The organism is Pseudomonas sp. NFR16 (assembly GCF_900108875.1).
In the GTDB taxonomy this organism is placed as follows: Bacteria; Pseudomonadota; Gammaproteobacteria; order Pseudomonadales; family Pseudomonadaceae; genus Aquipseudomonas.
This window is the reverse complement of the sequence record NZ_FNYJ01000001.1, coordinates 279,462-292,760: the sequence shown is the minus strand read 5'-3', so window position 1 is coordinate 292,760 and position 13,299 is coordinate 279,462. Positions and strand designations below refer to the sequence as shown.

The 13,299-nt window shown below is 61.4% G+C and carries 9 protein-coding genes; 8 read left to right on the top strand and 1 reads right to left on the bottom strand.

Annotated elements, in window-relative coordinates; all coding sequences use genetic code 11:
• The 8 genes from tssJ to tssA all read left to right on the top strand — a co-directional run bounded on the left by tssJ (position 1) and on the right by tssA (position 12,074).
• Entirely contained in the window at positions 1 to 738 is a 738-nt protein-coding gene (gene tssJ / locus BMZ10_RS01390; RefSeq protein WP_177182067.1) for a type VI secretion system lipoprotein TssJ, read from the top strand.
• Positions 731 to 2,074 (top strand): type VI secretion system baseplate subunit TssK, encoded by a 1,344-nt coding sequence (tssK, locus tag BMZ10_RS01385; RefSeq protein WP_093458277.1) that lies wholly within the window; start codon positions 731 to 733, stop codon positions 2,072 to 2,074. The genes tssJ and tssK overlap by 8 nt, the downstream gene beginning before the upstream one ends.
• Positions 2,071 to 2,784: a type IVB secretion system protein IcmH/DotU gene (icmH, locus tag BMZ10_RS01380; protein ID WP_093458276.1), complete on the top strand. Its 714-nt coding sequence runs from the start codon at positions 2,071 to 2,073 to the stop codon at positions 2,782 to 2,784. The genes tssK and icmH overlap by 4 nt, the downstream gene beginning before the upstream one ends.
• Before the next feature lie 30 nt (positions 2,785 to 2,814).
• Complete coding sequence (locus BMZ10_RS01375) at positions 2,815 to 6,738, top strand: type VI secretion protein IcmF/TssM N-terminal domain-containing protein (RefSeq protein WP_093458275.1); 3,924 nt, start codon at positions 2,815 to 2,817, stop codon at positions 6,736 to 6,738.
• Positions 6,739 to 6,769: 31 nt separating this feature from the next.
• Entirely contained in the window at positions 6,770 to 7,696 is a 927-nt protein-coding gene (gene tagF, locus BMZ10_RS01370) for a type VI secretion system-associated protein TagF (protein ID WP_093458274.1), read from the top strand.
• Positions 7,693 to 10,188, top strand: a complete 2,496-nt coding sequence (gene tssM, locus BMZ10_RS01365; RefSeq protein ID WP_093458273.1) for a type VI secretion system membrane subunit TssM — start codon at positions 7,693 to 7,695, stop codon at positions 10,186 to 10,188. The genes tagF and tssM overlap by 4 nt, the downstream gene beginning before the upstream one ends.
• A gap of 165 nt (positions 10,189 to 10,353) precedes the next feature.
• Positions 10,354 to 10,872: an Hcp family type VI secretion system effector gene (locus BMZ10_RS01360; protein WP_093458272.1), complete on the top strand. Its 519-nt coding sequence runs from the start codon at positions 10,354 to 10,356 to the stop codon at positions 10,870 to 10,872.
• Between the two features lie 101 nt (positions 10,873 to 10,973).
• Positions 10,974 to 12,074 (top strand): type VI secretion system protein TssA, encoded by a 1,101-nt coding sequence (tssA, locus tag BMZ10_RS01355; RefSeq protein ID WP_093458271.1) that lies wholly within the window; start codon positions 10,974 to 10,976, stop codon positions 12,072 to 12,074.
• A 15-nt stretch (positions 12,075 to 12,089) separates the two neighbouring features.
• Here the strand turns inward: tssA and BMZ10_RS01350 are convergent, their stop codons facing one another.
• Positions 12,090 to 13,271, bottom strand: a complete 1,182-nt coding sequence (locus BMZ10_RS01350) for a DUF2314 domain-containing protein (protein ID WP_093458270.1) — start codon at positions 13,269 to 13,271, stop codon at positions 12,090 to 12,092.
• Positions 13,272 to 13,299: the final 28 nt, after the last annotated feature.

Here is a 13,299-nt window from a genome sequence, read left to right as displayed (position 1 = left end):
ATGGAACGTGCCAGCGCAGGCTGGATCAAGGGTTTCACCGTCCTGACGATGGTGATGGCGCTGACCGCCTGCGGCATCACCGACCGGGCCAGCAAGCGCGTCGACGACACATGGGCGGGCGACATGCTGTTCGGCGATAAAGAGAAGGTGATCCTGACCTCCGACGGCGGCAATCAGCTTAACCCGGACGACTCGGGCAAACCGCTGTCGGTGGTGCTGCGGGTCTATCAGCTCACGGCACTTGAGCGTTTTGCGTCCACCGACGCCGACTCCCTGTGGGACGACCCGCAACGCGCGCTCGGCAATACGCTGCTCGACAGCCAGGAAATCACCTTGCTGCCGGGCATGGGGCAGAACAACCAATGGCCGTTGAACAAGGCCACCGGCTATGTCGGCGTTGCCGCCTTCTTCCGCTCGGAAGAAAACAGCCGATGGAAAGTCGCCTTCGACGCCAACTCGCTGCGCAAGGACGGGATCTGGTTCTCATCCGATGGCCTGCGCGTGCTGGTCGACAACAACCAGGTGGTGGCCGTGCGCGGCGCCGATGTGTTGCGCCAGACACCGACCGAAGCCCAGATCGCCCAAAACAATGCCCTGCCGCAGGACGCGGCCAACCCGACCCTCGCGCAAAAAATGCAGGACGCGATGGTTCAGAAAGCCCAAGACAGCGCCGTCGACTCCGCGCAGAAAGGCATGCAATCAAAATTCGATTCACTCCTGGAAGGCGTTCATGAGTAAGCAGAGCCGTGTGATGTGGTCCGAAGGGATGTTCCTTCTGCCGCAGCATTTTCAATATCAGGACGAGTTCCACCAGCACCAGCTCGCCGAATCGACCTTGCGCAGCACGCCGTTTCACTGGGGCGTGCAGACGCTGCAGATCGATGAAGAAGCGTTGGCCAACGGCTCGTTGCAGCTCAAACGACTGAAGCTGGTGTTTCCTGACGGCAGCCTGTTCGATGCACCCCAGCACGACCCGTTGCCGGCCGCCCGCGACCTCAGGGAGTTGCTCAAGGGCAATGATTTCAAGGTCTACGCGGCACTGAAACTGCCCGAGCCATTCGGTCTGAATTACGTCGAGGACGGTCAGGAGCAGAAAAGTGCGCGACGGTTTCGCAAGCAGTTCGACACCCTGCCCGACCTGAACGAGGGCGATCTGGAGAACGAGATCACCAGCCTGCGGCTGAACGTGGTGATGCTGGTCGACGGCGACACGCTGGACGGCTACAGCTACTGCCCGGTGGCGCGACTGTCGCGCAATAACATCGGCGGATTCAATCTGGACACGCACTTCGTGCATCCCACCTTGCACCTGGGCAATCACGAGACGCTGATCGGTCTGGGCAAACGCTTGCTCGGCGCGCTGCAATCCAAAAGCAAGGCACTGTCAGGCCGGCGTCGCGAACGTGCCGACCAGATCGCCGAGTTCGGCTCCAGCGATGTGACGCTGTTCTGGCTGCTCAATACAGTGAACCGTGCGTACCCGAACCTGGCGCATCTGCTCGCCCACCCGCGCCTGCACCCGGAACGTCTTTATCTGTTCCTGGCGGAACTCGCGGGCGGACTGCTGACGTTCTCTCTGGATACCGAGCTCAACGATATCCCCGAATACGACCATCACGATCCGGCGACCTCGCTGGTCAAGCTCGACGAGATGATCCGGGTGCTGCTCGATAACGTCATTCCGAACCAGTGCATCATGATCAACCTGACCCAGACCAAGCCATCGTACTGGCAGGGCCAGCTGCACGATCCGCGCCTTGCCGAAGCCGACTTCTATATTTCGGTGCACGCCGACATGCCCGGTTCCAGTCTGCTGGAGCTGGTGCCTCGGGCCTTCAAGGTCGGCTCGCCGGAAGACATCGAAGTGGTCGTCAACAGCGCGATGCCCGGCGTCACGCTCAACCACTCCACTCGGCTGCCCAACGCAATTCCCGTGCGGCTGGACAACCACTACTTCTCCATCGAGCCTCATGGCCGCGTCTACGAACGCATGATGAGTGCCCAGGCCATTTCTTTCTACGCACCCAGTGCCTTCACCAATCTCAAGCTTGAACTGATGGCGGTCCTCAAATGAACGAAGCCGTGATGCAAGGCGCAACGACCGCCACTGTCGCAAAACCCACGTTGAAAGATCTGGTGAAGGACTTCATCAGCATGGCGCTGATTGTACGTCGTGGTCGCCAGGTGACGTCGATCAGCGCTTTCGAAGCCAGTGTCGACGGGTTCTTCACCCAGCTGGAGCGTGATGCACGCAGCGCCGATTACAGCGTCGATCAGGTCAAGGACACGCAGTACGCGCTGTGCGCGTTTCTGGATGAAAGCGTGCTGCGCTCGGGAGACAACGAGTTGCGCCGCCACTTCGAACTGTCGCCCCTGCAGTTCCGCTACTTCGGCGTGCACCTGGCCGGCCAAGGCTTTTTCGAGAAGATCGACTCGCTGCGTGCCGACGTGAAAAACAACCTTGATGTGCTGGAGGTTTACCACCTGTGCCTGGCACTGGGCTTCGAAGGCAAGTTTGGCCTGAGTGAGAAAGATCAGCTGCGCTATCTGGCCAATACCCTCGGTCAGGACATCGCACGGTACCGCAAGACGCCCAAAGCGCTGTCGCCCGACTGGGCGCTGCCTGATCAGGTCTCGCAGATGCTGCGCCATGAAGTCCCGGTCTGGCTCTATCTGGCGCTCATCGCGCTGGTCTGCGTGGGGGTTTACCTGACGCTGGACTGGCTGCTGGGCAAAGACGTCGCCGCACTGTCAGAACACATCAGCCAGCTGTTCAGTGCCTGAGCAATGGTCAGGTAACCGAGTCAGGAAGACATGAAAACATTACTTCGTGCGTTAAAAAGCTTCTGGTTCCTCATCGTCACGCTTTGGCTGGCAAGCCTGGCCGTGTGCTGGTTCATCGCCCCGCGTGTGCAGTGGTCGGGTGAGCAGTTGCACGAAACCATGCTGATCGTCAGTACCTTCTACGCGCTGATCATCTTGCTGCGTCACTACAAGCGCGTCCGTATCGAGCGCAACCTCGAAAACCTGGTGCACATCGAACTCGATCGCTCGCTCAAATCCAATGGCGAATTCCGCGACCAGCAGGTGCTCAGAGACAGGCTCAAGCACGCCATCGCGATGCTGCGTGCCGACCGCTCCGCGGGCGGCGGCGGTTCTTCGGCCCTGTACGACTTGCCGTGGTATCTGGTCATCGGCATGTCGGCGGCTGGCAAGACCTCCCTGCTCACCCGTTCGGGCCTGTCTGCCAGCATTGCCAGCAGCCAGAACGACAACGACAGCGGTACGCAACACTGCGACTGGTATTTCAGCCCCGACGCGGTGCTGATCGACACAGCCGGGCGTTACCTTCGCGACGATCAGTCGGCCAGCGAATTCACCGCTTTCCTGCAACTGCTGAAAAAGCAGCGCAAGAAGGCGGCAGTCAACGGCCTGGTGCTGGTGGTGAGCCTGCCAGAGCTGCTGGCGGCTACTGCCGATGAACGCGCGCAGATGGCCACCCTGCTGGTGTCGCGCATCGCAGAGTATGTGCGTTGCCTGGACGCCAATCCGCCGATCTACCTGATGCTGAGCAAGACTGACCAACTGCCTGGCTTCAATCAGGCGTTCGACGGCCTGGATCTCACCGAACGGCAGCAGCCGCTGGGTATGACGTTCGGCCTGTCGGAGATCCGCAGCCTCGGCCTGCGCGCCGTGCTCGACAGCAAACTGGCCAATCTGCACAACGGCATCAAGCGTCACGTCGACGCGCAGATGATCCACCTGGGCGCCGACGCCAACAGCGCGTTGCTCAACTTCCCGAATTATTTCGCCGAGTTGTCGGGCGTGCTTGAGCAGTTCCTCGAGCATTTCACCCAACCGGCCAGTCATGGCAGCCCGCTGTTGCTGCGTGGCCTGTATTTCACCAGCGCGTTGCAGACCGACCAGCAACTGAGTCAGGTGTACGAGGACGATCTGGCGGAGTCCTTCGCGCTGCTGCCGGGCCAGGAGCCTGCGACCGTCTGCGAGGCAGGCGGCAAAAAGGTCGGCGACCGCAGTTACTTCATCACCGACACCTTCCGTCGCGTCATCTTTGCCGACCGTGATCTGACCCGCTACCAGTCGCGCACCGGTCGCGATACCTCGCTGAGCCCTGCCGTGATCGCGCTGGCGGCGCTGGCCGGCCTTGCCTTCATCGGCTGGCAGGCGCTGGCATTTCAGAACAACCGCGCGTGGATCGCAGCGCTCGAACAGAAAATCAGCGCCCTCAACGCGGCGCCCGATCGTGACCAGCGCATGGCGGCAGGCGAAGGCCTGGAGCTGCTGCGCGATGAACTGACGCTGATCGAAAAACATCGTGCCAAGGGCGTGCCGCTGCAATTGAGCGCAGGCCTGTACCGCGGCGACGATATTTTCGCTGCCGCCGAGTCGGCTTACCTGCAGCAACTGCGCACTCAGGCGCTGGAGCCAGTGGCGTTGAAGCTGCAAATGCAGATGCGCACGTTCAACGAGTTCGCCAAGTCGATGGACCCTCAGAACGAATTCCCGGCCACCGCCGGCAAGGCGACCGGTAAAGCCGGCAAGGGCCAGAAACTGATCGACCGGGGCGTGCAGAATCTCGCCGCCAACGCAGGCAGACCGACGCTGAGCAGCATTCCACGCAGTGCCGGCGACGCGGGCAACCGGCTCAAAGGCATGGCCAAAGGCACTGTCGGCAACACCCGCGACGGCGCGATGGCCGCCCTGCGCAACCGTGCGACCGCCAGTGATGCGGCCGAGCTTTCGGCGACCACCGGCGGACTGTCGCTGTCCGAGGAAATGCTCGGGCGTCTGGATGAGCAGCAGGTGGCGTCGATCATCGAATCGTACAACTCGCTCAAGCTGTACCTGATGCTGACGCAGCCCGATGCCCATCCGGACCCTGAATTCGTCAGCGCCGCGCTGCCGGTCGCCTGGGCCAGCACCTCGACCGAGGCCAGCCCGGTCAGCGATCAGGTGATCCAGGACAACGCACCGATGTACGTGCAGTTACTCAAGAACGGTCAGGCCCCTGCCCTGCCGCGCAACGAACAACTGGTCGACAGCACGCGCAAGAGCCTGAAGTCGTTCATGATCTCCAGCTCGCTGGTGGACCGCGAATACCTTCGCCTGCAGCTGGAATCCAGCCGTCAGTTCCCGGCCATCAGCCTCAACGATCTGGTGCCACTGCCCGGCCGCCAATTGCTCTACGGCAGTGAAGCGGTGCCGGCCATCTTCACCCGGCAAGGCTGGGACGGCTTCGTCAAACCGGAGTTGATCAAGCTGGTCTCGGGCAATCTGCGCAACGAATCCGACTGGGTGCTCGATGGCGAGGGCGGCGACAGCATCGTTCAAAAAGCCAACTTCATGCGTGAGTTCATGGCGCGTTACAAACGCGACTACGCGCAGGTCTGGTACGCTCTGCTCAACGGTGTCGGCGTTCGGCATTTCACCGACATGGCCAACGCCACCGAACAGTTATCGTTGCTCAGTGACGTGCAGAACTCGCCAGTCAAGATCCTGCTCTCGGCGGTCAATGACAACACGCAATGGGACCTGCCTGCCCCGCGTGAAACGCAGCAACCTGGCAGCACGCCGCAAGACACGTTCTGGGGCAAGGTGACCGGGCTGTTCGATGATCCGCAGAAGTCATCGGTGGCGATGCTCTCGCCGTTGCCGCCGGTGGACGACGGCAGCCTGGCGAAACGCTTCGAACCGGTGTCCCGCGTGTTCGCCGCGCAGAACTCCGAGGGTGCCGACAGCACGATCATGGATCGCTATCTGGCGGCACTGCGCAAGCTCAAGGTGCGCATGAACAACATCCAGCGTTCGCAGGATGTGGGCAAGAGCAGCAAGCAGCTGATCAGCGAAACCCTGGAAGGCCAGCCAAGCGAAGTGACTAACGTACGCAACTACGTTGAAACCACTGTCGACACCAGTCAAGGAAATCTGTCGGCTTCGCTGCAAAGTTTGTTCAGCCTGCCTATCCAGTTCGCCTGGGAAACCCTGCGCGATCCGGCCGGGCAGCAGATCGCCAAGGCCTGGGCGCAGCAGATCGCCAAGCCATGGGAACAGGTCATGGCGCACCGCTACCCGATTGCCGCCGGCAGCCGCAACGAAGCCTCGGTCAAAGACCTGCAGCGTTTCGTCGATCCCGAATCGGGCCTGCTGCCGAACTTCAAGCGCAACGAAATCGGCAACCTCTCCGGAGGCGAAGGCCTGGGCATGAGCAGCGGTGCCAAGGCTGCACCGTTGGTCAATCCGAACATGGTCAACAGTATCGACAAGGCCAGTTCTCTGGGCGAAGTGATCGCCAGCCTGTCGGACAAGGAAAACGGCTTCGAAATCATGCTCGAACCGTCGGCTTACTTCACCGACATCATCTTCACCCTGGACGGTCAGGAGCAGCATTACCGCAACGGCAAAACCAGCTGGAGCCGTTTCTCCTGGCCGGGCACGACCACGGCACCGGGCGCGCGTCTGGATGTGGTGACGTTGACCGGCGAGCGCATCACCGTATTCGATTACCCGGGCCGCTGGGGCTTGCTGCGAATGAACGACAGCGCCCGTGTGGATGATCTGGATGGCATTCAGCAGCGCTTCAGCTGGAGCACCGCCAAGGGTCAGGTGAGCCTGGCCGTGCGCAACTACGGCGGCGTCAAGCTGACCGACCTTGCCAACGTCAAGGCGCTGAGCGCGTTGAACACCCCGGTCAATGTTGCGGACGGGCGGACCAAGTGAGCCGGCATGCCTTGAACCTGAGGAGCGGCCGATGATTGGTTGCTTCGGGAAAATACCGGCCAGCGCCGACTTCGTCAGCCTGCATGGCGCCGCTGACGAGGTCTGCGAGTTCGACGGCTGGCTGCAGGATTCGCTGGCGGCGATTCATCCGCGCGAGGACTGGCGCACGCTGTTCGATCCTCTGCCGGTGTGTTTCTTTTCCTACCGCGCGCGGTCGGGCAACTGGCTGCTGGGCGGCCTGATCAGCTCGATGGATGCCAGTCAGCGGCGCTATCCGTTCTTCATTTTCCAGACGCTCAAGGCAGTGGACAATGAACGTCTGGTCAACCCGTTCACGCTGAGCGAGCTGTTCAGTGCGCAGATCAAATCGCTGCTGCATCGCGGGGTGCAGGGCGAACAGCCAGCGCTGCTGTTCGAAAAAATCAAGGCGCTGCGCCCGTTGCAGGGTCAGGACTTCGCGCTGTTCCGCCAGGTGCATGAAAAGTTTCTGCGCAACTTCAACCTGCGCGACATCAGCGACGCGTTGAAAAACTCTTACCCCGAGTTCATCACCCATGCGGTGCTGACCCGGCTGCATGCCTTGCGCCGCCCGTGGCATCACACCGATGCCCCAAGCGTCTGTCTGCCGTTGCCCGCCGAGCGCGGCCTGAAAAACCCGACCGCCGATCTGTGGGTCGACTGGCTGACACGCCTGAGTGCGAACCGGGTATCGCCGCAGGTCAGCGTACTGGCCGACGACTTCATGCGTCCAAAGCTGTTCTGCTTTCCGTCCCGAAGCGCCCACAGCCTGTACGCCGTGTTGACCGGCAACGACGCCAGCACGGGCACCTATGACGTGCTGGCGAACTTCGCGACCTTCGACGAACACCATCGGCCGCCCGAATTTCCTGACTCCCAATGCCCCCTTTATGACGTCATCGATCGTTTTGTCGACGCGCCGGATGTGAAGTCTGTATGAACAAGATCAAGTATTACTTTTTGCGTTACCAGCCCTACATTCTGGGGATCTGCTTCTTCCTGACGATCTTCGTCGTGTGGGCCATCGGTCGCGCCCTGGATTTCAATTCCCTGCACAGCCTGCTGGCGGGTATCGGTCTGTTCCTGTTGCTGTCTGCCGGTTACGTGCGGCTGCTCTATCGGGGCGCGTCGCGGCACCACAACCTGGAAGGCCTGCTGCGCGATGACGCCGATCAGGCGGTGCTCAACGCCAGCCCTGCCGACCGTGAAGAAGTCAGCCTGCTGCGCGAACGTCTGTTGCAGAGCATCGACCGCCTGCACAGCAACAAGCCCCGCGGCACCGCCAGCAAGGACGCGCTGTACGCACTGCCGTGGTACCTGGTGGTCGGCCAGCCAGCCGCGGGTAAAAGCACCATGCTGTATCAGTCCGGCCTGAATTTCCCGTATGCCGAACGCGAAGGCGTGCGGGTCGCCGGGCTGGGCGGCACGCGCAACTGCGACTGGTTTTTCAGCTCCGAGGCCGTGCTTCTGGACACTGCCGGGCGCTACATGAACAACCAGGAAGAAGCCGGCAAGTGGCGCGCGTTTCTCCAGTTGCTGCGTCAACATCGCCAGCGGCGCCCGCTCAACGGGCTGATCGTGACGGTGAGCATTCATGACATCCTGCAGAGCTCGGTGGAGGATCAGGAGCGCCTTGCCAAACGACTGCGCGAGCGCATTCAGGAAACCCATTCGCTGCTGGAAGTGCGCCTGCCGGTCTATCTGGTGTTCACCAAATGCGACCTGGTGCCGGGGTTCAGCGCGTTTTACCGGCGACTGGATGAAGTGGCCCGTGGCGAGGTGATGGGCAAGACCTTCACGCACAAGGATTATGAAAAGGCCGATTGGGGTCAGCGCTTTGGCGTAGCCATGGACGAGCTGACCCGGTACTGGCAGGAAGTTGCCAGTCAGCAACTGGTATTGCAGGACATCCAGATCACTCGGCAGGACTCCGCCGTCTACCGCTTTCCGCTGGAACTGGCGGCGCTCAAGCCCAGGCTGCAGCAGTTCGTCGATGCCCTGTTGCGCGCCAACCCGTACCAGGACGCGGAGCTGCTGCGCGGCTTCTATTTCACCAGCGCGCTGGACGCTGACGCGCCGGAACCGGGCGGCCACACTCGCCAGGTCAGTGAGCGTTTTCACTTTGAAGCCGAGCCGGCGAGCGCCAGCGGTACTGCGCAACCGCAGCCGCTGTTCATCAACAGCCTGTTCCGCAAGGTCATCATTCCGGACCAGCATCTGGTGGCGCTGTACACCACCAATTTCCGCGAGCGTCGCCGCAAGGCGGCGTGGGTGGGCGGCGCCAGTCTGGTCGCGCTGCTGCTGTGCAGTCTGTGGGGCTGGTCCTACTGGAACAATGCGTCCGCCATCGAAACGCTGTCGGCGGAGTTGACCGCAGCAGCGGCGCAGGACAAGGCGACGCCGCAGCAGTACACGTCCTGGCAGACCCTTGACCGCCTGCGTTTCTGGACCGCCGATTACTACGCGCGGCATCACGATCAGGGCGTTCCGCTGCGCCTGCGTCTGGGCCTGTACCAGGGTTACAAAATCGAGCCCGTATTGCGCAGCCGCTACTTCAGCCGCCTTGAAACCGTGATGCTCAAGCCGACCGCCGACAACCTGACCCGGTCGCTGTATCTGCTGACCACGATCAAGGTGTATCAACGCAACGCCAAGGACCTGATGCCGGTCACCGGCGTCGACAGCGTCGAGCCCCGCGCCCTGCCGGCCGATAACCGCGCTCAGTCGATCGCTGATTTCGGCAAGGCCACGCTGGAGACCTACGTGATGTTGTCGCGCTCGCAACGCGAGAAGGCAGACCCGGCGTTCCTCAAGGCCAGAATTCCTGATTACTGGTACCCCGCCATCGCACGGCAGACAGGCAAAAACATGACAGCCTTCGCGGTCGCTCCGAATGCGGGAACCGACTACGAACTCGCTAGTCGCCAGGTCAATTTCTACAGCGATCAGATCCACGAACCGGACGTGCCACGGATCCTCGACAACGCGTTCCTGACGTCCAGCTCGCGCAATTACATCAATAGCCTGCTGTCGCAGTCGCTGCGCTCGATCGAGACGATCACCCTTGAGTCGGACACGCTGTTCGCGTTTGCCCGCGCTGACTTCCAGAGCCTGAAAACCGAGGGCCAGAGCCAGCTGAGCGCAATCGCCGGCAAGCTGCTGAGCACCCCGAACATCGGCAAGATCATCATCGCCGGTCACGCCGACCAGCTGGGTGACCCGCAAGGCAACCTGCAGGTGTCCAGGCAACGTGCTCAGACCATCAAGACCTACCTGGTCGGCAAGGGCGTGCCCGCCGAACTGGTCGAGGCCGTAGGCGAAGGCAGCGAGAAACCGCTGGTCAAGTGCGACATGCAGCTGCCAAGGCCGCAACTCATTCAATGCCTGGAGCCCAATCGACGGGTGGAAATCGAGGTGCGCGCGCTCAACTGAGTACGCGTATCGCTCAGAAGGAACCGGCGCCTGAGCCTCTGCGTGCGGAGGCTGAGGCAGCGGCAACAGACCTCTCTTGAATGATCAAGGAGGTCAAATCAAGGGGCTGAGATCTGGCCGCAGGTAAGGCTGGCCCTTAAATGTAAGAAAATGGAGACGTAAAAAATGGCATTTGACGCATATATTCAGATCGACGGGATTCCAGGTGAAGTGCTGGACGACAAGCACAAGGACTGGATCGAAGTTCTGGGCTACGAATACGGCGCCACTCAAGCGACCTCGGCGACCGCAAGTTCCTCGGGTGGTGCGTCGTCCGAGCGCGTCGCGCTGAGCGATTTCAGCATTCGCAAAGCCGTCGACAAGGCGTCCGCGAAGCTGTTCGAAGCCTGCTGCAAAGGCACTCACATCGCCAAGATCCAACTGAACGTGAACCGTGCCGGCGGCGACAAGCTGACCTACCTGACCATCAATCTGGAAGAGGTTGTGGTGTCGTCGGTCAAGGCCATCGCCGGTGGTAACCAGAATGGCGAAGACAAGGCTGTGAGCGATCTGCCGATCGAAGAAATCAGCTTCAACTTCGCGCGGATCAAGACCACCTACACCCAGCAGAGCCGTGCCGACGGCCAGGGTGGCGGTAACGTCACTGGCGGCTGGGACCGTACCGCCAACAAGGTTTTCGCGTAATCGCGTAAGCACCCCGGGTCACCGCCGATGGCGATGGCCCTTGTTCAACACCATGCCGATCCGATCGGCATGGTGTTCTTTTATTCATTTCCGAGTTGACCATGTCTGAATTTCTCAACGACCTTTCACTGACCGAACTCACAGCGCCGATCAATGGAGGCAGCGGCGAAGACCTGAGCTTTTCCACGCTGTTCGACAACGTCAAAGAGGCTCGTCGGGCAGACCCTGATTACCTTACCCAGGGTGACTGGCAGACCGATCTGAAATCATCGGATTGGGACCTGACGATCACCTTGGCTGCACAGGGACTCGCTCAGCAGAGCAAGGACCTGATGCTCGTCGCCTGGCTCAGTGAAGCGCTGGCGCACAAATATCATTTCCAGGGCATCACCTTCGGCCTGACCCTGGCCGAGCGAATCCTGCGGCAGTTCTGGGATGGTCTGTACCCGGCGCTCGATGAGGGTCTGGAGGAGCGCGCTGCCCGCCTGGCCTGGCTGAAAACGACGCTGACCGATGTCGTCGGCGGCCTGCCGATTACCCAGGGCGACGGCTTCGGCCTGTTGCGCTACGACGAGTCGCGTCACATTGAAAACCTTGCCTTGCAGAATCAGCAGGCGATGCGCCTCGCGCTGGAAGAAGGCAAGATCAATGCGGAAATCTTCCAGCGCTCGGTGGTGCTCACCGACACCGAACACTTCGTGCGCAAGGCGGCTGAAATCAACGACAGCCTGCACGCCTGTCGTCAGCTGCAAGCCACTGCCGATCAGCTGTTCGGCCATGAGGCACCGAGCTTCGCCACGCTGATCGAAATCCTTTCTCGTGCCGCGCAACTCGCCGAAAAACTGCTCAAAGACCGTGGCGTCGAACTCAACGCTCCCGCACCGCAGGCGCCATCCGAACCTGCGGCCGCGATCGAGCTGCCGAACACTTCAGGTAGCGCCATGACGATGACCGTGAAAGACACCGCTTCAGCGCCATTGCGCACAACCCCGCTGACCCGCGACGAGGCGTTTACCCTGCTGGCGGGCGTGGCGCAGTTCTTCAAACAGACCGAGCCGCAAAGTCCTGTCCCCTACCTGATCGAGCGCGCGATCAAATGGGGCAACATGCCGCTGGAAGGCTGGCTGAACGACGTGATCAAGGACAGCAACGTGGTGGATGGCATTCGCGATGTGCTTGGGACCAAGGAACCTAAGTCCTGACAGGTCTGAGTGGCACTAGCGGGTGCTGTTGTGGAAGCCGATCACATAATGTTGGAGCTGGTCGTGCAGCGTGAAGGCGATAACCGCGCCAATCAGCAGCGCGATCAGATCCAGCAGGCGCGAGCCGCCCCATTGCGGCGTGCGCATGCGCAACCTGAAGTACCAGGGGCCTGTGCCGGATACGATGCCATAACCCAACACCATGACCGCGCCGAGGAAACCCCATGAGCTGGCGATCTCGACCGAGCGCCCGCCCCAGGTCTCCTGCAGCGGGTAGATCACCAGGTAGTACAGCCAGCCCAGGCCGAGTGCCATGAGTGCAAAGCCGATCGGCCACAGGGGAAACCCTCGGGACTGAACCGGGCCGGTGTATTCCGGATCGTTGCCTTGCAGCAGGGCGACGATTCGCGGCCAGCCCGCAGCGCTTGCCAGCGCCAGCGAGGTCTGCCCATGAACATTGGGTGCCAGCGGATCGGCGCCGTGGCGCAGCAGCGCAGCAACCACTGGATAATTACCTGCCAGCACTTCGCGGTGCAGCATCAGCCAGCCCGCTGGATCGTAGTCGTGAATGACGTGCGGATGCTCCTGCAACCCCTCCTCTACTTTTTCTCGCATGTTCAACGCCATTGGATGTTCGGTGTGTTCCAGAGTGGCGAGCGTCTGCCGATCCTCTGCGCTGTCCAGGTTTCGGGACAGCAGCCAGGGTTGCTGATCATCCGCGGCAGGCACCACTTGTACGAGGCCCGGCGTGCCAAAATCCAGCCCCCACGCCCGGTCATGCTCATCGCGAGCGTCCTCGGTCATGCCCGCGCGCAGGGCGTCCACGGTGAATCCACCATAGACGTGGCCATTGCGGACGTACATCCAGTCATTGAGGGCCTCGAAGGGCAGCGACACCGTATCCGACGCCTGCAGTGACGTTGCCCAGCGCGGTTCGTTCATCAGCACGCCGGTGATGGTCTGCCCGTCGAACTCGACATCACCTACCCACATGTTTTCGACTGCGGGTATCTGGGGGTCGTCCGGGTCGAGGGCGAACGACAGTTTGACCGCCGCCAGATCCAGGCACTTGACGATCCTGCGCGATTCCCACGACAACTCTCGCCAGAAGAACTTGAAGGTCGTCCGGGCGCTGGCCACGGCTGCCTTCAGCTCCTGGCTTTCCCCTTTGACGCTGTAAATGGTGTGTTCCGACATTGATCCGCGATTCCGTCGTTCAATTCAA